Annotated in this window: 20 protein-coding genes; 4 read left to right on the top strand and 16 right to left on the bottom strand. The window is 70.8% G+C overall.

What is annotated here, in order from left to right; translation table 11 throughout:
- Window positions 1-78: 78 nt before the first annotated feature.
- Window positions 79-1,122: a LacI family DNA-binding transcriptional regulator gene (locus HC031_RS25650; protein ID WP_167927984.1), complete on the top strand. Its 1,044-nt coding sequence runs from the start codon at window positions 79-81 to the stop codon at window positions 1,120-1,122.
- Between the two features lie 62 nt (window positions 1,123-1,184).
- On the opposite strand, the gene HC031_RS25645 is transcribed toward HC031_RS25650, so the two are convergent.
- The 8 genes from HC031_RS25645 to HC031_RS25610 all read right to left on the bottom strand — a co-directional run bounded on the left by HC031_RS25645 (window position 1,185) and on the right by HC031_RS25610 (window position 11,264).
- Window positions 1,185-2,072, bottom strand: coding sequence for a polysaccharide deacetylase family protein (locus HC031_RS25645; protein ID WP_167927983.1), 888 nt, complete (start codon window positions 2,070-2,072; stop codon window positions 1,185-1,187).
- 68 nt (window positions 2,073-2,140) lie between these two features.
- Entirely contained in the window at window positions 2,141-3,091 is a 951-nt protein-coding gene (locus tag HC031_RS34555; protein ID WP_338090831.1) for an asparaginase, read from the bottom strand.
- A gap of 240 nt (window positions 3,092-3,331) precedes the next feature.
- Entirely contained in the window at window positions 3,332-4,261 is a 930-nt protein-coding gene (locus HC031_RS25635) for an alpha/beta hydrolase (RefSeq protein WP_167927981.1), read from the bottom strand.
- A 179-nt stretch (window positions 4,262-4,440) separates the two neighbouring features.
- Entirely contained in the window at window positions 4,441-6,009 is a 1,569-nt protein-coding gene (locus HC031_RS25630) for an APC family permease (protein ID WP_167927980.1), read from the bottom strand.
- Between the two features lie 158 nt (window positions 6,010-6,167).
- Window positions 6,168-7,553 carry a glutamine synthetase family protein gene (locus HC031_RS25625; RefSeq protein ID WP_167927979.1) on the bottom strand — a complete coding sequence of 462 codons (1,386 nt, stop codon included), beginning with the start codon at window positions 7,551-7,553 and terminating at the stop codon, window positions 6,168-6,170.
- A complete protein-coding gene (locus HC031_RS25620; protein WP_167927978.1) occupies window positions 7,550-9,202 on the bottom strand; it encodes a flavin-containing monooxygenase in 1,653 nt (550 codons plus the stop codon). Before HC031_RS25620 ends, HC031_RS25625 begins: the two co-directional genes overlap by 4 nt.
- A 10-nt stretch (window positions 9,203-9,212) precedes the next feature.
- A complete protein-coding gene (locus HC031_RS25615) occupies window positions 9,213-10,400 on the bottom strand; it encodes an iron-containing alcohol dehydrogenase family protein (protein WP_167927977.1) in 1,188 nt (395 codons plus the stop codon).
- An 84-nt stretch (window positions 10,401-10,484) separates the two neighbouring features.
- Window positions 10,485-11,264 carry a gamma-glutamyl-gamma-aminobutyrate hydrolase family protein gene (locus HC031_RS25610; protein WP_167927976.1) on the bottom strand — a complete coding sequence of 260 codons (780 nt, stop codon included), beginning with the start codon at window positions 11,262-11,264 and terminating at the stop codon, window positions 10,485-10,487.
- Window positions 11,265-11,306: 42 nt separating this feature from the next.
- Between HC031_RS25610 and HC031_RS25605 the strand changes: the two genes are divergently transcribed.
- Complete coding sequence (locus HC031_RS25605; RefSeq protein WP_167927975.1) at window positions 11,307-12,053, top strand: FadR/GntR family transcriptional regulator; 747 nt, start codon at window positions 11,307-11,309, stop codon at window positions 12,051-12,053.
- Between the two features lie 58 nt (window positions 12,054-12,111).
- Window positions 12,112-12,417 carry a hypothetical protein gene (locus tag HC031_RS25600; protein WP_167927974.1) on the top strand — a complete coding sequence of 102 codons (306 nt, stop codon included), beginning with the start codon at window positions 12,112-12,114 and terminating at the stop codon, window positions 12,415-12,417.
- Between the two features lie 18 nt (window positions 12,418-12,435).
- Here HC031_RS25600 and HC031_RS25595 read toward each other — a convergent pair whose 3' ends face one another.
- Genes HC031_RS25595 through pcaH form a run of 5 tightly spaced genes read right to left on the bottom strand, consistent with a single transcriptional unit; the run spans window position 12,436 to window position 17,509 of the window.
- On the bottom strand, window positions 12,436-13,614 hold the full coding sequence (locus HC031_RS25595) for a 4-hydroxybenzoate 3-monooxygenase (RefSeq protein ID WP_167927973.1): 1,179 nt from the start codon (window positions 13,612-13,614) through the stop codon (window positions 12,436-12,438).
- Window positions 13,614-14,801 (bottom strand): bifunctional 3-oxoadipate enol-lactonase/4-carboxymuconolactone decarboxylase PcaDC, encoded by a 1,188-nt coding sequence (gene pcaDC / locus HC031_RS34985; RefSeq protein WP_167927972.1) that lies wholly within the window; start codon window positions 14,799-14,801, stop codon window positions 13,614-13,616. The genes HC031_RS25595 and pcaDC overlap by 1 nt, the downstream gene beginning before the upstream one ends.
- The gene (gene pcaB, locus HC031_RS25585; RefSeq protein ID WP_167927971.1) at window positions 14,798-16,174 is read right to left on the bottom strand and encodes a 3-carboxy-cis,cis-muconate cycloisomerase; all 1,377 of its coding nucleotides are present in this window, start codon (window positions 16,172-16,174) and stop codon (window positions 14,798-14,800) included. The genes pcaDC and pcaB overlap by 4 nt, the downstream gene beginning before the upstream one ends.
- On the bottom strand, window positions 16,161-16,718 hold the full coding sequence (pcaG, locus tag HC031_RS25580; protein WP_167927970.1) for a protocatechuate 3,4-dioxygenase subunit alpha: 558 nt from the start codon (window positions 16,716-16,718) through the stop codon (window positions 16,161-16,163). Before pcaG ends, pcaB begins: the two co-directional genes overlap by 14 nt.
- Window positions 16,715-17,509 (bottom strand): protocatechuate 3,4-dioxygenase subunit beta, encoded by a 795-nt coding sequence (pcaH, locus tag HC031_RS25575; RefSeq protein WP_240942974.1) that lies wholly within the window; start codon window positions 17,507-17,509, stop codon window positions 16,715-16,717. Before pcaH ends, pcaG begins: the two co-directional genes overlap by 4 nt.
- A 353-nt stretch (window positions 17,510-17,862) precedes the next feature.
- Between pcaH and HC031_RS25570 the strand changes: the two genes are divergently transcribed.
- Window positions 17,863-19,560 (top strand): IclR family transcriptional regulator domain-containing protein, encoded by a 1,698-nt coding sequence (locus HC031_RS25570; RefSeq protein WP_167928020.1) that lies wholly within the window; start codon window positions 17,863-17,865, stop codon window positions 19,558-19,560.
- A gap of 84 nt (window positions 19,561-19,644) precedes the next feature.
- On the opposite strand, the gene HC031_RS25565 is transcribed toward HC031_RS25570, so the two are convergent.
- From HC031_RS25565 to HC031_RS25555, 3 genes are read right to left on the bottom strand one after another with little or no spacing between them, the layout of a single operon-like run.
- Entirely contained in the window at window positions 19,645-20,856 is a 1,212-nt protein-coding gene (locus HC031_RS25565) for an acetyl-CoA C-acetyltransferase (protein ID WP_167927969.1), read from the bottom strand.
- Window positions 20,849-21,523, bottom strand: coding sequence for a 3-oxoacid CoA-transferase subunit B (locus tag HC031_RS25560; protein ID WP_167927968.1), 675 nt, complete (start codon window positions 21,521-21,523; stop codon window positions 20,849-20,851). The genes HC031_RS25565 and HC031_RS25560 overlap by 8 nt, the downstream gene beginning before the upstream one ends.
- Complete coding sequence (locus HC031_RS25555; RefSeq protein ID WP_167927967.1) at window positions 21,520-22,224, bottom strand: CoA transferase subunit A; 705 nt, start codon at window positions 22,222-22,224, stop codon at window positions 21,520-21,522. Before HC031_RS25555 ends, HC031_RS25560 begins: the two co-directional genes overlap by 4 nt.
- Window positions 22,225-22,278: the final 54 nt, after the last annotated feature.

Below are 22,278 nucleotides of genomic sequence, written 5' to 3'. Positions count from 1 at the left end.
AAACGTTCTCGTGACCTGGTTCACGTACACTAAGGACCACGGGACGGAACAGTCAAGGTCTTCCCGGAAAGGTGGACGATGAGTCTTGACGCGGAGGGCGTGAGCCGCCGTGGGGTGACGCTCAAGGAGATCGCCCGTCGGACCGGTGTGCACGTGTCCACGGTGTCCCGCGTCCTGCGTCAGGCCCCACCACCGGACGGCTGGTCGGACGTCGCGCTGAAGATCCGGGAGACCGCCCGCGAGCTCGGTTATCAGCCCAATCCGTGGGCCGCGAGCCTGCGCACCCGCCGGACCGGCGTCCTGGGCGCGGTGATGCCCCGACTCACCGACGGCGTCATCGCCAAGATGTACCAGGGCGTCCAACAGGCGGCCGAGGAGGCCGGGTACTCCGTCCTGCTGTCCAGCCCCGAGGACGACCTGGTCGCGATGAAGAAGGCGATCAACCTCGTCGTGGGCCGTTACGTGGACGGGTTGATCCTTAGCGGACTCCGTCGGCCCGGCCCGCCGTTCCTGGCCTCGCTCAACGTCGGCAACACCCCCGTGCTGCTGCTCAGCCGGCACGCCGACACCGATCTACCGTCCGTGACCAGCGACGACTACGAGGGCGGCCGACTGGCCGCCCGCCACCTCGTCGAGCTGGGTCACCAGCGCTGCGGGATCATCGCCGGACCGAAGGACGCGAGCACCGCGAGCGAGCGGGTCGCGGGCTTCCTCGACGGGCTCAAGGAAGCGGGCCTCAGGCAGGACCGGCGCCTCATCGTGCCGTCCGGATTCGGCGTCAACGGAGGCGTCGAAGCCGCGCGCGTGATCCTGGGCGACAAGGACCGGCCCACGGCGATATTCGCCATCAACGACGACGCCGCGATCGGCGCGCTCGGCGTCGCCCGCGATCTCGGCATCACCGTTCCGACCGGGCTGTCGGTCGTCGGCTTCAACGACGCGGACGTGTCGGCACAGCTCCCCGTTCCGCTCACGTCCATCCGGACCCAGCCACGCGTCATGGGCGCCACCGCGGTGCACCGGCTCCTGCGCCTCATGGGTAACGAGGAGGTCGGGTCGGTGAAGCTACCGGTGGAGCTCGTCGTGCGTTCCTCCACCGTCGCCCCGCCCGGGGTGAGGTAGACACCGCCAGGTGGTCACCGCGGCGGCACCGCCGTGCGCTGCCGCCGCGGAGCGCCCGACGGTTACCGGTTCGCCTTGCGGGGGTTGCGCCGGACGAAGTCGTCGGCGATCTGGTCGAAGGTCACCCAGCGGACACCCTCGTGGCCGCTGATGTACTCGATCAGCCGTTCGTGCATCAACAGCACCTGCGGTCGGCCCGACACGTCGGGGTGGATCGTCATCGTGAAGACGGCGTAGTCGTTCTCGCGGTACACCCAGTCGAACTGGTCCCGCCACATCTGCTCGATGTCGCGCGGGTTGACGAAGCCGTGGCTGTTCGGGCTGGCCTTGATGAACATCATCGGCGGCAGGTCGTCGAGGTACCAGTTGGCCGGGATCTCGACGAGATCGGTCTCCTCACCCCGGACCAGAGGCTTCATCCAGTCCTCGGCGGCACCCTCATAGTCGATCTTGGTCCAGTTGTCCCCGACCCGGACGTAGTACGGCTCGAAGTCACGGTGCATGAGCGAGTGGTCGTACTTGATACCGCGGTCGAGCAGCAGCTCGTTCGTGATCGGGCTGAACTCCCACCACGGCGCGACGTACCCGGTCGGCGCCTTCCCGGCCCGCTCGGCGATCAGCGTGACGCACCGGTCGAGGACGGCGATCTCCTGCTCGCGGCTCATCGCGATCGGATTCTCGTGGCTGTACCCGTGCACCCCGATCTCGTGCCCGGCGGCGACGCAGGCGTCGAACTGCTCCGGGAACGTCTCGATCGAGTGTCCGGGCCAGAAGAACGTCTGGGTGAGCTGGTAGCGGCGGAACAGCTCCAGCAACCTGGGCACCCCGACCTCCCCGGCGAACATGCCGCGCGAGATGTCGTCCGGTGAGTTCTCCCCACCGTAGGAGCCGAGCCAACCACCGACGGCGTCGATGTCGACCCCGTACGACACCAGGATCTCTTTGCTCAACGTTTCCTCCATTTCACGGGCACGGTCCGCGACCCCGGTCATTCACAGCGCAGACGGCCGCGGAGCGGTTAATCGGGTAGGTGCGCGGAGACGACCCGGACCGGGTCCTCCGGCGCGACGGCGAGCGCTGCCGACAGCAGTAGCCGCGCCTGCCAGGGGCTGAGATCGGATGCGAAGACGGCGCCGGCGCGCGCGAGGTCGACCCCACCGCCCCCGCCGTAGAGCGGGGAGACCGGCCCCGACGGCACGCGCGAGCAGACCAGGACCGGCACACCGGTCTCGGTGAGGGTGCGCACCGCGTCGACGACCTCGTCGTTGGCGTTGCCGACGCCGAACGCGGCGAGGACGATCCCCCGCGCGCCGGCGGCAGCCGCGGCTCGCAGCAGCGCGGCGTCCGCCCCCACGTACATGCTGATCACATCCACCCGCGCCAGCTCGCCGGGATCGGCCGGCAGCACCGGAGGCCGTCCCGGAGCGGTGAGCGGCAGGACCGACCCGTTCGCCACCCGCAGGACCGGCCCCCGCCCCGGCGCGTCGAACGCATGTGAGCCCAACGTCTCGACCTTACGCACGCCACGGGCCGCGAACGCGTGACCGTCGAAGCACAGCAGCGGCCCGCGACCGCGGGCATGGTCGCTGGTGGCGACGGCGAGCGCATCGGCCAGGTTCGCCGGACCGTCCGGGGCAGGGTCGTCGAACGGCCGCTGCGCACCGGTGAAAACCACCGGCCGGTCGTCGTCGATCAGCAGTGAGGCCAGGAAGACCGTCTCCTCCATGGTGTCCGTCCCGTGGGTGACCACGACGCCGCTCACCTCGTCGTCGAGCGCCGCGCGGATGCGGTGGACGATCGCGCGCAGGTCGGCGAGTGACCAGGCGAAGCTGCCGCGTGCGGGCACGTCGTGCACCGTCACCGTGATACCTCGCGGTACGGTCGTCTGCGCCAACAGGTCTTGCCCTCGGGCGCTCGCAACGCGCCCGCCCGCACCGGCACGACTCGCGATCGTGCCACCGGTCGCCACTAAACAGGCCCTGGGCACTCGGCAGCCTCCGTCCCGTCGAGAACGATTGCACTGACGCTACGCAAACGTTTGCGCCCTGGTCAAGAGGCGATCTTCTCGGCACCGGCGTGCTTGCTCCTCGGCACCGGCGTCCGTGCCGGTGCAGCGCCGAGACGCCTCCGACCGCCCCCAGACGCCAGGTACCCACCGGCGCGACACTTACCAGGCGGTCCATGGCGGCGTGGTCGGCCGCGCCCCTCCCTACGCGGCGCCGAACGCGGCCGACAACTGCTGGCCGGCAAAGATCATTGCCTGGTCCGCCTCGCTGAACACCTCGTCGAGCCCGAAGAACCCGTGCATGAGCGCTTCCGATTCATACACCACGACAGGGACGCCCGCGCGGCGCAGCGCCTGCGCGTAGGCCACGCCTTGCGGCCGGATGGGGTCGCACTCGGCGAGGACGACGGCCGTCGGTGGCAGGCCGGCCAGGTTGCCCAGGAGCGGTGAGACTCTCGGGTCGTACCTGTCCTCCGGCCGGCTGAGGTAATTGTCCTGGTGCCACTGCATCTCGTCCCGGTACAGCAGGTGACCCTCGTAGGCCATGTCGAAGCCGACGGTGAGGTCGCACGTGGTTACGGGATAGACCAGAAGCTGAAAGGTGATCGAATGATCGCCGTCGTCGCGCAGCACCGCAGCGGCGACCGTGGCAAGGTTTCCGCCCGCGCTGTCGCCCGCGACAGCGAGCCGGGATGCGTCCACCCCGAGTTCGTCGGCGGCGCTCACCGACCACCGCACCGCGTCGACGGCATCGTGGACCGCAGCGGGGAACCTGGCTTCGGGTCCGCGACGGTATCCGACGCTGAGCACCGCGCACCCAGCGGCACGGGCCAGTTTCCGGGTAACCACGTCATGGGAGTCGATGCTGCCGAGCAGCCATCCGCCGCCATGGAAGTAGACCACGAGGGGAAGCCCGGCAGACTCGTGGGGAAGATAGAGGCGGGCGGGGATCGTGCCGCCGTCACGCGTGGGGATGACGAGGTTCCGTACCCCGGCGACCGGAACCCGTGCGAGTGCCGCGTAGTCGGCCTCGAAATTCGCCCGGGCGATCTCCACCGGCAGCAGGTGAGCGTTCGGGCGTCCCGACGCGGCGAGGGCGTCCAACACCTGCTGGGCTACTGTGTGTAACGGCATTCCGGTCCTTCCGCGTCGAAGCGCGCGCCGTTGTTCAGATGGCGGGCGGGACGCGACACCTGCGGATCTGGGCTCGTCACGCCAACCCGTCCGGTACTCCCCTGCCGGGGGTGTCGTTCCCGGTCGAGGAACGACACCCCCGTTGAGCCCGTCACCGACCGTCTGAGCTCGGGGACCTGTCAGGCCTCTTCGGCCAGTTCTGTGCTCCGCCGTCGCTCCCGGGTACTCGCAGGCACCGCGTGGGAGGTGGCTGACTCTACGGTGGGGTCGTCCCCCTCCGCGAGGGAACTGCCGATGCGCTCCATCACCTCGGGCCGCCTGCTGCGGGTGTGGAGCATCAGGCCGACACCGACGACGATCCAGCCGACGTAGACAAATGGCAGCGCTCCGTAGATCCCGCTCTGCAGCGGCCACACCGTTTTGTACAGCGGATAGAGGAACACCACAGACCCCACCAGGCCCAGGACACCGTGGCGGAACCAGTGGAACTCCCCGATCGCACGGGTGTACCGGATCAGGCCGAGGTTGGTGAAGGTGTAGGACACCAGGAACGCGATCGAGATGAGAAACCCGAAGTAGCCCCAGACGTTGAACGGCCCGGTGAGAAACGCGAGGGGCACGCCGAGCGCCATGGAGAGCACACCCATGACCGCGATGGCCACCCCCGGGGTCTGGCGCGCGGAGACCCGGCCGAGAACGGAGGGCAGCACCTGCTCGCGACCCAGCGTGTAAAGCACCCGGGCACCGGCGATGAACGCGGTCTGGCTGAAGGCCAGGATGCTGCTGACCGTGGCGAGAACGACGATGAACAGTCCGAACTGGCCCCAGTAGGACTGCGCGATGGTCTGCAGGGGCGCGGGGTCGACGCCGAACTGTTTCATCTTGTCCGCACCGTAGCCGTAGACCATCGCGTAGGAGATCACCACGTAGAAGACCGGGACCACGATGGCCGCGACCCACAAGCCACGCGGGATTCCTCGTTTGGGATCCTTCACCTCGAGGCCGAGGGTGGCGCCTTCCTCGATACCCACGTGGGAGAGCACGGCGTAGGTCATGGCCAACCCGATCCCGCCCCAGCCGAGGGTCCCGGCAGACGACACGTGGAACGGCAGGAGCCCGAAGCTCGGCCCGGTCTTGGGCCCGTCGATGAAGATCCACACGGCCAGCGCGGTCAGCACGACCATCTCGAATCCGAGCAGGGTCAGCGCGGCGTGCAGAGACTGCGTGATGCCCAGGTAGGCAAGGGTGCAGACGTAGGCGAGCGCCAGGAAGGTGAAGATCCACCAGGGGGCATGGACATGGAACTGCGCCTTCAACCACTCTTCGACCCAGCCTCCGAAGACCGCGAACCCGGCTGCGGAGAAGACCAGGTAGGCGCCGATGAAGGTCCATCCGTAGACGAAGCCCACGTTGACGCCCCAGGCGCGTGAGTTCCAGGTGTAGAGGCCACCGGAGGTCGGCAACCGCTTCGAGAACTCCGCGAAGGTGTTGACCAGCAGCAGGATCCCGGGCCAGACCAGCACGAAGGCCAGGACGAGCGCTGTGCCGGCGAACTGTCCCATGAACTGCAGGTTCAAGGCGATGACCGAGGCTGGTCCACAGCCGGCCACCGATAGGATCGCGACTTGCTTCCAGTCGATCGCCGCCCGGCGCAGGGTGGCTTCCTCTTCGACCTGGGCAGGGGTGATTTCACCGTGCGGTGAGGCCCTCAGCTCCCCGTGGGTTTGACGTTCGGTGGGCTCTTGCATGTACACCTGCTCCTCTACAACGCTGCTCCAAGGACGTCACGGTCTTCGCGTGGGTGTAGGCCGGCTCGGGGCGTGGCAGAGACCGGCTAGCTGCCGGCACCGACGAGGCGTTCACTCGTGGTGCCGGCGGGTGGAACTCCTGGGGTCGCGCGGCGATTTCACATGGACTCGAGGTAGCGGCTGACCTCCCAGTCGGTAACGGCGGTGGCCTGCGCCCGCAGCTCCGCTCGTTTCATGGCCACGTAGTGGTCGACGAAGTCGTCACCGAGCCATTTGCGCGCGGTCGTGCTGGCGGCCAGCAGCTCGACCGCCGCGCCGAGGTTGTCCGGAAGGGCCGGCACCTGGCCGGCGGGCAGACCGTACACGTCCGTGTCGGTGAGGTCCGCGGGCTCGATCTGCTCCGCGATTCCGTAGAGACCGCCGGCCAGCACTGCCGCCGTGGCGATGTACGGGTTGGCGTCGCCGCCGGGCTGGCGGTGCTCGACCCGGGTCCCCTTGTCCCCCTCGCAGATGACCCGAAGACCGGCGGACCTGTTGTCGATGCCCCACGTAGCGGTCGTGCCGGCCCACGAGTACGGGACGTAGCGGCGGTAGGAGTTCGGGGTCGGCGCCATCAACGCCGTGAACTCGCGCATCGTCGCCAGCACGCCGCCGACGAAGTAGCGCAAGGTGTCCGAGATCTGGCGCGGCGCCGCCTCGTCGTAGAACACCCCGTTGTCCTGGCTGTCGCGCAGACTGGCGTGGATGTGGCAGCTGTTGCCCGCCCAGGCGGAGTTCGGCTTGGCCATGAACGTGGCGAGCAGGCCCTGTTGTGCGGCGACCTCCTTGACCGCGGACTTGAACAGAAAGGCGTTGTCGGCGGCCTGCAGACTGGAGGCGTACCGGAGGTTGATCTCGAACTGACCGGGGCCGGTCTCGGGGTTGCACGCCTCGATGGGGAGACCGTACTGGAGCATCATCGACCTGATGAGCGAGGCGATGTTCTCCTGCTGCGATCCCAGGACCACCCCGTAGGTGCTCGGCTGGTCCTGCAGCGGGACCAGCTCGGCCGCCCGCTTGTGGTGCGTGGTGCCGGTGGGCTCGCGCAGGAGGTAGAACTCCAGTTCCAGCGCGCTGAGCGGTTCGTAGCCCATCTCTCGCGCCCGCTCCACGACCCGGCGCAGGACGGTCCGGGGAGCGATGGGAACCGGTCCGGCGCCGTGGGGAAGCTCCCAGTCGCACAGCATCAGGGCGGTGCCCTTGTGCCACGGGACGATCCGCACGGTGCTCGGGTCAACGGTGGCAAAGATGTCGGGGTAGCCGAGCCGCTCCGTGGGAAAGTACCCGACGTGCCCCTCGGGCCGCGGCACCAGGTCGGACTCGTCGACATGCATCACCCAGAAGACGTCACAGAGGGCGAGTCCGTGCTCCAGTACCCTCGGCAGCTCCGCCACGGGCAGGCGCTTACCGCGCATGACGCCGTGCGTGTCGCAGCCTCCCAGCACGACGGTGTCGACGGCGTGCTGCTCGAGGAACGCCATCACATCAGTGCCCACGTTGGTCATGCGTTGACCTCCTCGTTGTGCAACTCCGCAGTCTCGCCGAGAACGAAGCCCGTGTATCCGGAGTTGACGATCTCTTCACACTCCCGGCGGTACTGGCCACAGCCCGCCACATACGGCATGAAGACGCGCGGCTTGCCGGGGATGTTGGCCCCCACGTACCAGGAGTTGGCCCGGGGGTAGAGGGTTCCGGCGGCCAGCTCGGCGACGTGACGCATCCACCGCTCCTCCGCTTCCACGGTGGCCTCGATCCGGTCGACGCCCCGGTCGCGCAGGTAGGCCAGGCAGTCCGCCACCCAGTCGACGTGCTGTTCGATGGAGACCACCATGTTGCTCAGTACCGAGGGGCTGCCGGGCCCTGTGATCATGAACAGGTTCGGAAAGCCGGCGGTCTGCAGCCCGAGCAGGGTGAGTGGCCCGTGCGTCCACTTGTCCTGCAGCGCTTGTCCGTCGACCCCCCGGATCGCTATCTCGGTGAGGGCTCCGGTCATGGCGTCGAAGCCGATCGCGAAGACGATGACGTCCACGTCGATGGTCCGGACGGAAAGCCGGATCCCGGTCGGCGTGATCTCCTGAATCGGATTGTCACGGACGTCGACGAGCTCGACGTTGTCGCGGTTGTAGGTCTCGAAGTAGCCGATGTCGGTACAGGTGCGCTTGGTACCGATGTGATGCCTCGGGCAGAGCAGCTCGGCCACCTTCGGATCCCGCACGATCTGGCGTATCTTCGCCCGCGCGAAGTCCTGGGCCTGCCGGTTCGCCTCCTCGTCGGTGAAGAAGTCCGTGAAGGCGAAGGACAGCGAGCTGATCCCGCCGCGTCGCCAGCCTTCCTCGTAGCGGGCGCTCCGCTGCTCGGGCGGCACCTCGTACGTGGCCAGGGTCGGCGGTGCGAGCGGGGTGCCGGCCTCGGACTCCTCGCAGAGCCGCCGACGCTCCCGGAAGTCGCGCAGAGCCTCCCGGACCTCGTCGGCCGACAGCAACCGGTTCTGTGCCGGCATGCTGTAGTTGGGGGTGCGTTGCAGCACGTACAGCCGCTCGGCCTGCTTGGCGATCTGCGGGATGGCCTGGATCGCCGAGGAGCCGGTGCCCACCACCGCGACGGTCTTGCCGGAGAAGTCCACCGGCTCGTGCGGCCACTGACCGGTGTGGTACCACTGCCCGCGGAAGGTCGACAGTCCCGGGAAGTCCGGCTTCTTGGTCGTGGACAGGCATCCGGTGGCCATCACGCAGTAGGTGGCGGTGACCGTCTCGCCGGTGTCGCAACGCAGCATCCAGACGTTGCGGGACTCGTCCCAGTCCGCGGCGACCACGCTGGTGCCGAACGTGATGTCCCGGCGCAGGTCGAACCGGTCGGCGACGTGCTCGAGGTACCGCAGGATCTCCGGTTGGGTCGCGTACCGCTCGCTCCAGCGCCACTCCTGGACCAGGTCCTCATCGAAGGAGTAGCAGTAGTCGAGGCTCTCGATGTCGCAGCGCGCGCCGGGATACCGGTTCCAGTACCAGGTGCCGCCGACGCCGTGGGCCCGCTCGATCACCCGTGCCGTCATGCCCAAGCCGCGCAGCCGGTGCAACATGTACAGGCCGGAGAAGCCGGCGCCGACGATGACGACGTCGATCCGGTCGGCGGGCGTGGACGATTGTGTGAAGGTCATCCCGGCTCCTTTATCCGGCTACCACAGCGGGCTGCCGTGACTGCAGCGCGAGGGCGGACGCGAACGCGCCGCGCACCTCCTGCCTGCTCCACGGATGCGGTGACATGGTCAGGAAGTAGTCAGCCAGGGCGAGGTCGGTGAGTCGGTCCAGATCGGTCTCGGTGATGCCGAGGCCGCTGAGGACCGGAAAGCCCAGGTTGGCCAGCAGGTTGCGGATGCCCGCCACGGCGCGCGACCCGTCGTGGGTGCCGTCGGGCGGCACACCCAGCGCGTCCGCTACCCGTTCGAGCCGATCCGGGACGAACTGCCGCTCTCGCTCGAGCGTTTCAGCCAGCACCAGCCCGACGGTCAGCCCGTGCGCGGCGCCGGTCAGTCCTCCGATCGCCTGGCCGAGGGAGTGTTCCGCGGTGCAGTCGGAGATGTTCATGGCCAGGCCGGCCATCATGCTTCCGCACGCCATCCTCGACCGGGCGACCCGGTCGCCGCCGTCCAGGTACGCGGCAAGGAGCGAATCGCCCATCAACCGAACCGCCTCCAGGGCGATGGCATCCCCGATCGGCGTTCGTACCTTGGCGACCACCGCCGCTATCGCCTGCGCGAGGGCGTCGATGCCGGTGTTGGCCGTCATCGACGGGGGCATGCTCCAGGTCAGCTGCGGATCGATCACGGCATGCTGTGGGCGAAGGTGGGGGTTGGCGATGCCCGCCTTGCGGCCGGTTTCGGGGTCGGAGACAACAGAGCCGCCAGAGACCTCCGAGCCGGTCCCCGCCGTGGTCGGTACGGCGATGAGTGGGATGTCCGGCGCTGGATAGGTCAGCGCCGAGGCCAGGAATTCTCCGAAGGTACAGCCGAGCTGGACACACAGCCGAGCGGCCTTCGCGGTGTCGATCACCGAGCCGCCGCCGAGCGCGACCACCGCGTCGGCTGCGGCCTCACGGATGCGGGCGGTCGCCGCGTCGATCATCGCGATGGTCGGCTCCCCCGCCGGTTTGCTCACCCGTGTCACCGTCAGCGCCGAGGCCCGCAGCGCGTCAAGTACCTGCGCCACGGCCGGGTTGTACTGCTCGATCCCCTCATCCAACAGCACCACTACCCGGTCCGCGCCGATATCTTGAAGCAGCTTCGGCAGCTGCAGGGCGGTTCCTTCCCCGAACTGGATCTTGACGGGAAGGTGGTTGGCGAACGGGGAGATTGTCATAGGACTGTTTCCTGCCTGCCGGTAGACATTGCTGGGGACGTCATGGGGTGGTGGACACGAACGCGGACTCCATGGCCTCGTGGATCACGCCGCCCCCCGGGCCATGCTCGGTTCACAGGCCGCTGAAGCCGACAACCGCTCGGCGGCCGCGCGTACGAACCCATCGAAGATGCCAGGCATTGCGGGACTCTCGGCATGCCACTGCACTCCGAGGGCGAACCGCTGGGCCGGCCACTCGACAGCCTCCACCGCCCCGTCGGGTACCGAGCAGGCCACGACCCGCCCACCGACGCCCACTGTGTCCACTCCTTGGTGGTGGTGGGAATTGACCTGGCACCGCTCGGCCATCCCGCAGCGCCCCAACAGGCTGTCGGGCGCGACCCGCAGCCCGTGGTTGGCTGCCTCGTCAAGGCGGCCGGGCGCCGGGCGGTGCTCGGCAAACCCCGCGTCGAGGAGGTGCTGGTGCAGCGTCCCACCGGCGGCCACATTGAGGATCTGCAGGCCGCGGCAGATGCCCAGCACCGGAACGTCGTGCTCGAACGCGTAGCGTGCGATCGCCAGCTCGAACAGGTCCCGCTCGCGGGTCACTTCCTCCATGCGGACGCCGGCCGTCTGCCCGTACAGATCCGCGCACACGTCGTTGCCGCCGGCCAGCAGCACCCCATCCACGGCGGCGAGGAGATCGGCCGGATCGGCTGCGTCAGCCGGCGGCAGGATCACCGGCGAACCTCCCGCCACCCGCACCGCGCTGAGGTAGGTCTCGGCGACCAGGACCGCCGGCTGGGTCCAGAAACCCCACGTCGCGGTTGTGAGGACACCACCGATACCGATGACCGGCCTGGCGGCCCTTGGTCTGATTTGCATACCAGCAGACAGTAGGACCATGTGCGGTACGATGCAAGAGCCATGACGAGCGAAGACATCCTCCTTGCGCCGCTCCATACGCCGCCCGCCTACGCGGCCGTCGTCGACCGGCTACGCCGAGCCATTGCCCTGGGCGTTGTCCTGCCCGGAGAGCGGCTACCCTCCGAGCGCACGCTGGCCGACCGGCTCGAGGTGTCCCGGGTGACCGTCCGGGAAGCGCTCAGGGTCCTACAGGGAGAAGGGCTGCTGGTCACCAGGCGTGGCAGCAGCGGTTCCGTGGTCGCCGCGGGAGCCACGAGCCTGGACAAGCTCGGCGAGGAGTACAAGGCCGAGGTCGGCGAGGTGTTCGAGTACCGCATGGCGGTGGAGACCATGGCCGCCAGACTCGCGGCGCAGCGCGGCTCCGAGGATCAGATCGCGCAGCTTCTGTCGTGCCAGGAGTCGCTGGCAGCAAGCTCCGATGTGGACAGTTTCCGGCGGGCCGACTCGGAGTTCCACCTCACGGTGGCCGCGATGAGCGGCAACATGATGCTTCGCCAGTCGGTCGAAGACGCGCGCGCCGCCGCCTTCTCGTGGTTGGACCTACGCGAGTTCCGCGTGTTCCACGAATCCTCCATCCGCGGACACTCCACCATCATCAACGCCATCTCCCGGCATGACCCGGACGAGGCAGCCGCGGCGATGGCAGCCCACATAGACCAGGCACACGACGAGGTACTGGCCGCCCTGGCGGACACCCCAGCGCCGAAGAGCGGTCGAACCCGGTCAGCGCGGACCGTCAGTCGGTGAGCTCGGATCAGCACCGGCTTCGGGCGCGGGCGATCCACCAGCGGTGTACGGTCGTGTCATGCGCCTCCCCACCTCGGCGGTCACCGCAGGCTCCCTCATCGGCGGCTGGCAGCTCGCCCGCCGGACCGGTAACCGGTCCCTCGGCGGCGCGGTCCTTGCGGCGGGCGGTGTGCTGGCGGGACGGGAGTGGGCCCGGCGGACGAGCCCGGCCGTGACCGCAGCGCTGGTCGCGACCTACGTCGGGGCCTTCGGCCTGTCGCACCCGCTGGCGAAGCGCATCGGCGCCTGGCCCTCCGTGCTGGCCGTCTCGGCGCTCACCGCCGCGGTTTCGTACGCCGCCGCAGACCGCCGCGCTCCGCGCTGACCGCCACCCGGCGGGCCCTCAGCCGATCGGCAGACCGGTGTAGTTCTCCGCCAGCTCGGTCGCGGCGGCGGTGGACGTGGCGATGCGATCCAGCTGCGCGATCTGCAGACGGGTGTCGAACGGGGACTGTGCCGGGTCGGGGTGCAGCGTGGTGGTCATGAAGTACGAGAAGTGCTCGGCCCGCCACACCCGCCGCAGGCAGGTGTCGGAGTAGGCGTCGAGCAGCGAGGTGGAGCCGGCGGTGTGCAGGTGGGCGAAGGCCCGGGCGAGCACGACGACGTCGGCGACGGCCAGGTTGAGCCCCTTGGCGCCGGTGGGCGGCACGATGTGGGCGGCGTCGCCGGCGAGGAAGACCCGCCCGTACCGCATCGGTTCGGCGACGAAGCTGCGCATCGGGGTGACGGACTTGCTGGTGATCGGGCCGCGCTGCAGCTTCCAGCCGCCGTCGCGGAGGGCGAACCGGGCGTCGAGCTCGTCCCAGATCCGCTCGTCGGACCAGGCGTGCGGGTCGGTGTCGTTGGGGACCTGCAGGTACAGCCGGCTCACGACGGGTGAGCGCATGCTCAGCAGGGCGAAGCCGCGTTCGGAGTGCGCGTAGATCAGCTCGTCGTTGGACGGTGCCACGTCGGCGAGGATGCCCAGCCACGAGTACGGGTAGGTCCGCTCGAAGGTCCGCCGCGCGCCGTCGGGGATGGCGTGCCGGGCGACGCCGTGGAAGCCGTCGCAGCCGACCACATAGTCGCACCGCAGGGTCTGCTCGCGGCCCTCGTGGGTGAAGCGGATGACCGGGCTGTCGGTGTCGGCCCCCTCGACGGCGGTGACCTGGGCCTCGAACAGCAGTGGCGCGCCGTCGGCCAACTGCAGGGCGATGAGGTCCTTCACGACCTCGGTCTGGGCGTACACCATCACGCTGCGACCGCCGGTCAGGGCCGGGAAGTCGATGCGGTGGCGCCGGCCGTCGAAGTGGAGCTCGATGCCGTCGTGGACGAGCCCCTCGCGGTCCATGCGGTCGCCCGCGCCGCAGGCCCGCAGCACGTCGATGGTGCCCTGCTCGAGGATGCCGGCACGCTGACGCTGCTCGACGTAGGCGCGGTCGCGGCACTCCAGGAGCACGCAGTCGATCCCGGCCTGGTGGAGCAGTCGGGCGAGCAGCAGCCCTGCCGGGCCGCCGCCGACGATGCCGACGGTGGTACGCATCAGTTCCTCCCGGAGGGGTGTTTCGTGGCAGGGAAGCCCGGCTCGATTCCCTCATCGCGGAGGGTGCGCTGGGCGACGCCGAAGGCGGCGTTCGCGGCCGGTACGCCGCAGTACACGCCGACCTGCAGCAGGACCTCGGCGATCTCCTGCGGCGTCAGTCCGTTGCGTAGGGCGGCTCGTACGTGCATGGCCAGCTCGTCCAGGTGGCCGTGGGCGACCAGCGCGGTCATGGTGATGCAGGACCGGGTGCGGCGGTCCAGGCCGGGGCGGGTCCAGATCTCGCCCCACGCGTACCGGGTGATGAAGTCCTGGAAGTCCGTGGTGAAAGCGGTCGTGTTGGCGGTGGCCCGGTCCACGTGGGCGTCGCCGAGGACGGCCCGGCGCACGGCCATGCCGGCGGCGTGCCGCGCCCGGTCCGCGCTGGGCGCGGGCGAGGCGGCGAGGTGCTGGCTCAGCGCCGCGGTCACGACCTCGGGCTTCTCCACCCCGGCCAGGTGCGCGGCGCCGGCCACCTCGAGCAGGCTCGCGCCGGGAATGCCGTCGGCGAGCTCACGGGCGTGGGCGGGTGGGGTGGCCGGGTCCTCGCGGCCGGCGACCACCAGGGTGGGCACGGCGATCCGGGGCAGCTCAGCGCGCAGGTCGTAGGCGGCGAGCGCGTCGCAGCAGGCGGCGTACCCGGCAGCGTCGGCGGCGAGAAGGTCGCCGACGAGCGCTTTCGCGCGTGGGGACTCGGCGAAGGAGGCGGTGAACCAGCGGCCGGGGGTCGCGTCGGCCACGGCCTTCGTGCCCTCGGCGCGCACCAGGGCGGCCCGGTCGTGCCACCCCTGCGGTTCGCCGAATCGGGCGGACGAACAGACCATCGCGAGGTTCGCGACCCGGTCGGGGTGGTGCAGCGCGAGGTACGCGCCGATCGCGCCGCCCAGCGAGATGCCCGCGTACCCGAACCGCTGCCATCCATAGTGGTCGGTGAGGTCGAGGACGAGCCGGGCCAGGCCTTCGACGGTCGTGGTGCCGGTGGCTGCCGAGCCGCCGTGGCCGGGCAGGTCGAAGCGCAGCACCCGGTGCGTACGGGCGAGCTCGGGCAGCGACGGCTCCCACACCGCCAGGGAGGTCCCCAGCGACGGGCCGAGGATCAGCGGCGGCGCGCCTTCCGGGCCGTCGAGGCGGTGGTGCAGAAGGGCGGTCATGTCGTCTCTCCAGAGGGCTCGCGCCGCAGCGCCCGGTCGGTGAGCGCGACGGCCGAGCCGAGGTAGCCGGTGGGATCGGTCAGTTCGCGCAGCCGGTCGGGGTCCAGCATGCCGGCGAGCGCGGGCTCGTCGGCCAGGGCCGCATCGAGGCCGATCCCCCCGGCCACGGCGCGCCGGGAGGCGCGGGCGACGATCTCCTTGGCGTTGGCCCGGCCGACCTTCGCGACAAGCGCCGCGCTCAGCCGCTCCGACACGATCAGCCCGCCGGTGAGGTCGAGGTGGGCACGCATCCGGTCCGGGCGTACCCGCAGGCCTTCGGCCAGCTCGGCGGCGTCCCGGGCGGCGCCACCGGTCAGCCGCAGCGCCTCGCGCAGGGTCTGCCACTCGGCGTGCCAGGCGCCCGACGGGCGCTCGTCCTCGGCGGCGACGGCGCCGAACAGCACGGCGGCCAGCGCCGGCACCTGACGTGCCGTGGCGGCGATGAGGGTGGCGCGCACCGGATTGCTCTTGTGCGGCATCGCCGACGAGCCGCCGCCGCTGCCCTCGGCAACCTCGCCGATCTCGGTACGCGACAGCACCAGCACGTCGGCGGCGAGCTTGCCGAGCGCCCCCGCGGTGAACGCCAGGGCCGCCGCGAGGTCGGCGACGGGGGTGCGCAGGGTGTGCCACGGAAGAACGGGCTCGGCGAGGCCGGTCTCGCGGGCGAACCGCGCAAGGAGCGACAGGCCGTCAGCGCCGGACTCGCCGAACGCGGCGAGCGTTCCCGCCGCGCCGCCGAGCTGCGCCGGCAACGACTCCCGTACTGCGTGCAGCCGGTCACGGGCGTCCAGCACCAGGCTGCGCCAGCCGGCGGCCTTGAGCCCGAACGTGGTGGGCACCGCGTGCTGGGTGAGGGTACGGCCGGGCATCGGGGTGTCCCGGTGCTCCGCGGCGAGCCGGGCGAGCGCGGCTGCCGTGCGGTCGAGGTCGCCCAGCATCGGGGCCAGGGTGCGCCGGGCGACCAGCATCGCCGCGGTGTCGAGGATGTCCTGGCTGGTCGCGCCGCGGTGCACGTACCCGGCGGCGTCCGGGTCGCGCTCGGCGACAGCGGCGGTGAGGTCGGCGACGAGCGGGATGACCGGATTGCCGCCGGAGCGGGCGCGCGCCGCGATACCCCGCAGGTCGTACCGGTCGGCGGCCGCTGCCGCGCCGACCGCGGTGGCCGCCGACGCCGGGGCGAGCCCGAGCGCCGCCTGCGCCCGGGTGAGCGCCGCCTCGGCGTCCAGCATGGCCTGCAGGAACGCGGCGTCGCCGGTGGCCACCTCAGCCGCCGACCCGGCGCGTACCGGGGACAGCAGGCCGAGGTCGGCGCCGGAGAGCTCAGCCGAAGTCAAGGAAGACCGTCTCTTCCTCGGGTCCGCCCTGCACGCGGATGTCGAAGCGGTACACCCGGTCGCGCTCGGGCCGCGCGATAAGGGTGGCGCGGCGCCGGGGCTCCAGCGACGCGAGTAGCTGGTCCTCGGCGCTCTCCGGCAGGTAGATCCTGGTGAACAGGTGGTGCAGCAGGCCACGGGCGAAGACGCACACCGACAGGTAGCCGGGGGTGCCGGGCGGCAGCGTACGCAGCGCGTAGTGCCCGTCGGCGTCGGTGGGCACCCGGCCGAACCCGGTGAAGTCGACGCCGTTGCGGCCGAGGACCGCGCCGGTCACGGGGTCCCGGCGCAGCGAGCCGGGCGCGCCGGCCGTCGAACCGTCCGGGCCGGCCTGCCAGAACTCCAGCAGGGAGTCAGGGATCGGCTGCCCGGCGCCGTCGTAGACGTACCCGTGGACGGTGATGGTGTCGGGGTGCCCGGCCGGGGCGACGTCGCCGCCCCCGGGGAACGGAAGCGCGTACCCGTAGAACGGGCCGACGGTCTGGGACGGGGTGGGAGCTGTCATGACCGGCCCTCCTCGATCCAGGTCGCCGCCGGGCCGTCGAGGACGATGTCCCAGCGGTAGCCCAGCGACCACTCGGGGCTGGACTGGTCGTGGTCGTAGGTGGCGATGAGGCGCTCCCGCGCCCGCTCGTCGGTGATGGACTGGTAGATCGGGTCGAACGAGAACAGCGGATCGCCGGGGAAGTACATCTGGGTGACGAGCCGCTGGGTGAACGCCGTGCCGAACAGCGAGAAGTGGATGTGGGCCGGCCGCCAGGCGTTGAGGTGGTTGCGCCACGGGTACGGGCCCGGCTTGATCGTCGTGAAGTGGTAACGACCCTCGTCGTCGGTCAGGCAGCGGCCGACACCGGTGAAGTTGGGGTCGAGGGGTGCCGGGTGCTGGTCGCGCTGGTGGGCGTACCGGCCGGACGCGTTCGCCTGCCAGATCTCGACGAGCTGGCCGCGCACCGGCCGGCCCTGGCGGTCGAGGACCCGGCCGGTCACGGTGATCCGCTCGCCGAGCGGCTCGCCGACGTGCTGCCGGGTGAGGTCGGAGTCGAGGTCGGTGACGTCGGTGACGCCGAAGACCGGCCCGGTCAGCTCAACCGCCTCGGGGTCGCGGACCACGACGAGGGGCTGTTTGGGGTGGCGCAGCACGCTGCTGCGGTACGGAGGGTAGTCACGGGACGGGTGGAGCGGGGCGGGCGCTCCGTTGCCTGCCGCGTCGGCGGTGCGCCGCAGCTCGGCCATCTCGCGGTCGATGTCGGCCTGGCCGAGCGGCGCCGCGGACACCCGCTCGATAGATGTGGTCATGTGGGTCTCCATGCAGGCTCAGGCGGCCGGTGTGGGGGGTACGGAGCCGGTGCGGCGCACGGTGCCCGTCAGCAGTTCGGGTGCCGGGGGGCCCTGGCCGACATCGCCCTTGTTCGCGGGTTGCAGGTCTTGTTCGCGGGCTTGCAGGTCTCGTTCGCGGGCTTGCAGGTCTCGTTCGCGATTTTCAGTCTTGTTCGCGATTTTCAGTCTTGTTCGCAAAGTGAACTTTAGTTCATAATTTGCGTCACGAGTTTCCGCCCGCCACCGGGCGGGTGTCAACAATCCCACCGGCGGAATTTCCCCCGGGGTCACCCGCGGTTCCACGGTGCGCAGCCAGACCAGGGAGCACTCCAATGACCGGCATCGACGCGAGCGTCCCGGCCGAGACTCCGGCCGGCTCCCCCGACGAGCCGGTGGTCGGGCCGCTCGAACGCGGCCTGGCCGTGCTGCGGGCCATGTCCGCCCCCGGCGAACACCGGCTTCGCCCCAGCGACCTGGTACACCTGACCGGCCTCGCGCGGGCCACGGTCGACCGGGTCGTCGGCACGCTCGTCCGGCTGGGCTACCTCCGGGCGACGGGCCGCGAGGTGGAGCTCACGCCCCGACTGCTGGAACTGGGTAACGCGTACCTGGCCGGCTGCGGTATCCCCGACGCCCTCGGACCGCGTGCCGAGCGGCTCGCCGGCGAGTTCGACGAATCGGTCTCGATCGCGGTACCCGACGGGGGCGGCGTCCGTTTCGTCACGAGGATCTCCCGCCGGCGGACCATGTCACTGGCTTTCCGCATCGGCGACCTGCTACCCGCGGAGCGTTGCGCGCCGGGTGCGCTGTTCGCCCGCGGATGGACCAGCCAGCAGTGGGAGGCCTGGCGGCGGCGCCGGGCCGCCGACCCCCGCGACGCCACCTTCCCCGCGGTCCCCGCCCGCCCGGCCGACAGCGACCCGTACCTCGTCGAGTCGGACTTCGCCCGACGCACCGCCGAAGCCGCCGAGCGCGGCTGGGCCGCCGACGACCAGCTCGTCGAGCCGGGCCTGATCGCCGTGGCGGTCCCGGTGACGGACCCATCGGGGCGAACGGTGTGCGCGGTCAGCGTGGTCAGCCACACCAGCCGGCACACCGTGGCGTCACTCGCCGCCGCCGTGCTGCCCAGGCTGCGCGAGGAGGCCGCCGCCATGGAGCGGGCCCTGGCCGACGCCGTCCGACACCGGGGCGCCCCGCCCCACCCCGCTGCCGCCACCGATACCTCACTGATCGCGAAGCAGGAGCTGGGAGCGGACTTCCTGCAGTCGCTGGCGCGGGGGCTGGCCACGCTGACCTCGCTCGGCCTGGCCGCGGGCGGGCGCACCCTGTCCGAGGTGGCAGCCACCACCGGACTTCCGCGCGCCACCGCGCGGCGATCCCTGCTCAGCCTCCAGCAGCTCGGCTACGTGGAGTCCGACGGGCGGCTGTTCCGGCTGCTGCCCCGGGTCCTCGAACTCGGCTACGCCCACCTGTCGGGCCTCAGCTTCGCCCAGATCGTCCAACCCCACCTGGAGCTCCTGGTAGCGGAGATCCACGAGTCCGCGTCGGCGACCGTCCTGGACGGCGACGACATCCGCTACGTGGCCCGGGTCCCCACCTACCGGATCATGAGCGTCGACATCACCACCGGCACCCGCTTCCCCGCCTACGCGACGTCGATGGGGCGGGTGCTCCTGGCCGGGCTGGACGAGCGGGAACGCGCGGCCCGGCTGCGCGGCGCCGACCTGCGGCCGTTGACGCGACGCACCGTCACCGACCCGGAGGCGCTGGCGCGGATCCTGCGGGAGACGGCCGAGCGCGGGTACGCGCTGGTCGAGGAGGAGCTGGACGAGGGGCTGCGCTCGATCGCCGTACCGGTGCGCGACGTCAGCGGCCGGGTGGTGGCTGCGGTGAACCTCTCCACCCACACCGGGCGCGGCACCGTCGAGCACACCTGCGCCACTCTCCTGCCTGCCCTGCGCCGGACCGCGTCCCACATCGAAGCCGATCTGCGCGCGATCTCAGGGCGGACACCGTTGCGGCTGCCGTAGATCCGCGCAGAGAGTCACTCTTTGTTGCCTCAACGGCGCGTATGGCTGCAATATCTCACTTCTTGCGCGGATCTTGCCCGCGCGTCAGACCCGCTCAAAGATCGCGGCCAGCCCCTGTCCGCCGCCGATGCACATCGTCTCCAGCCCGTACCGGGCGTCGCGGCGGGCCATCTCCCGGGTCAGGGTGGCCAGAATCCGACCGCCGGTCGCGCCGACCGGGTGTCCGAGCGAGATGCCCGACCCGTTGACGTTGAGCCGGTCGAAGTCGGCCCGGGTGAACTTCCACTCCGTGGTGCAGGCCAGTACCTGCGCGGCGAACGCCTCGTTGAGCTCGATGAGGTCGATGTCGGCGAGCGTCAGCTCCGCGGCGGCGAGCGCCTTCGCGGTCGCCGGTACCGGGCCGATGCCCATCGTCGCCGGCGGCACCCCGCCGAGCCCTGCGGAGACCAGCCGGGCCAGCGGTCGCAGCCCGAGCTCGGCGGCCCGGGCCGGGTGGGTCACCACGCAGATCGCGGCGCCGTCGTTCTGACCGGACGCGTTGCCGGCCGTCACGGTCGCCGCCGGGTCGTCGCGGCCGAGGATCGGGCGCAGCGTGGCGAGCTTGTCCACCGTGGAGTCGGGGCGGATGTGCTCGTCGCGGTCGACGACCGTGTCGCCCTTGCGGCCCTTCACCGTCACCGGGACGATCTCGTGGGCGAACCGGCCCGCCGCGGCGGCCGCGGCCGCCCGCTGATGGCTGCGCACCGCGTACTCGTCCTGGTCGGCACGGCTGATGGCGTACTCCCGGCGCAGGTTCTCCGCGGTCTCCAACATGCCGCCGGGCACCGGGTGGTTCTTGCCGCCTGCGGTGACCCGGCCGCGCGCCAGCGCGTCGTGCAGCATCACGCCCGGCCCGGCCTTGGCGCCCCAGCGCATCGAGGTCGAGTAGAACGGCGCGTTCGACATCGACTCCGCCCCGCCGGCCAGCACCACGTCCGAGGCGCCGGTCTGCACCTGCATGGCCGCGTACAGCACGGCCTGCAGCCCGGAGCCGCACCGCCGGTCGATCTGGATTCCGGTGACGCTCACCGGCAGGCCCGCGTCGAGCGCGGCGACCCGGCCGATCGCGGGCGCGTCCATGGTCGGGTAGCAGTGGCCGAGGACGACGTCGTCCACCGCCTCCGGCGGCAGCCCGGTGCGCCTCAGCAGGGCCCGGATCACGGTGGCCGCCAGCTCGTGGGCCGGCACGTCCCGCAGCGACCCGCCGAAGGCCCCGACCGGGGTCCGCAACGGTTCACAGATGACGGCGTCACGCATGGTCGATGCTCTCCTCATGGCGGGCGGGGTTTCGCAGGGCCGTGCGGAACGGGGCTGCGGTGTGCTCGCGCACCCAGTCGAGGGTCACGCCGTCGGCCAGGTCGACGAGGACGAGTTCGCCGTTCTCAACGGTGAACGTCGCCGCCTCGGTGACGACGACGTCGACGGGGCGCAGCGCGGTCAGCGGGAAGGTGCACTCAGCGACGATCTTGGCCGACCCGTCCTTGGCCGTGTGTGTGGTGGCGACGATCACGCGCTTGGCGCCCACGAGCAGGTCCATCGCGCCGCCGACACCGAGTACCGGCTTGCCGGGCAGCGCCCAGTTCGCGATCCGGCCCTGGGCGTCGATCTGCAGCGCGCCCAGCACGGCGATCCCGACGTGCCCGCCACGGATCATCCCGAACGAGGCGGAGCTGGCGAAGTACGACGCGCCCGGCCGCGCGGTGACCGGCTGCTTGCCCGCGTGCACCAGGTCGGGGTCGACGTCCTCGGGCGCCGGCGTCGGGCCGACACCGAGCAGGCCGTTCTCGGTCTGCAGGAACACGGCGTCGGCGTCGGGCAGGTGGTCGGCCACCAGCGTGGGGATGCCGATACCCAGGTTGACCACGGCGCCGGGCGGGATGTGCGGAACGACGCGGGCGGCGATGCGGTTCTGGACGTCGCTCACTTCCCGGCTCCCCTCGCGGTCGTGCTCAGCACGAGGTGGTCCACGAACAGGTGCGGCGTCACGATCGCCTCCGGGTCGAGGGCCCCGACCGGGACGATCTCGTCGACCTCCGCGATGACGAGATCGGCCGCGGTGGCCATGTCGGGGTTGAAGTTGCGGGCGGTCTTGGAGTAGACGAGGTTTCCCAGCTCATCGGCGACGCGCGCCCGTACGAGCGCGACGTCGGCGTGCAGGCTCTCCCGGAACAGGTACCGCTCGCCGCGGATCACCCGCTCCTCGCACCCCTCGCCCAGCAGGGTGCCCAGGCCCGTCTTGGTGTAGAAGCCGCCGATCCCGGCGCCCCCGGCGCGGATCGACTCGGCCAGGGTCCCCTGCGGCAGCAGGTCGATCTCCAGCCGCCCCTCGGCGTGGGCCCGGACGACGTCCGGGTTGCTGGTGAAGTAGGACCCGATCGCCTTGCGCACGCGGCCCTCGAGCAGCAGCCGGCCGAGGCCCCTGCCGGGCTCCCCCAGGTTGTTGCTGATCACGGTCAGGTCGCGGGCGTCCGGGCTCTCGCAGAGCGCCTCGATCACCGTGAGCGGCGCTCCGACCAGCCCGAACCCGCCCACCATCAACGTGGCACCCGGCCGGATGAGGGCGACCGCCTCCGCGGCGCCGCGTACCAGCGATCGATCGCGGGTCGCCGAATTCGTCTGGGACATGCCGTGATTGTGCTACCGACCGGCCGATACTTCAAAGATCTGGTTGCTAGCTAC

Origin of the sequence: Planosporangium thailandense (assembly GCF_011947195.1) — a bacterium.
Taxonomy (GTDB): Bacteria; Actinomycetota; Actinomycetes; order Mycobacteriales; family Micromonosporaceae; genus Planosporangium; species Planosporangium thailandense.
This window is presented reverse-complemented; position numbering and strand designations above follow the sequence as displayed.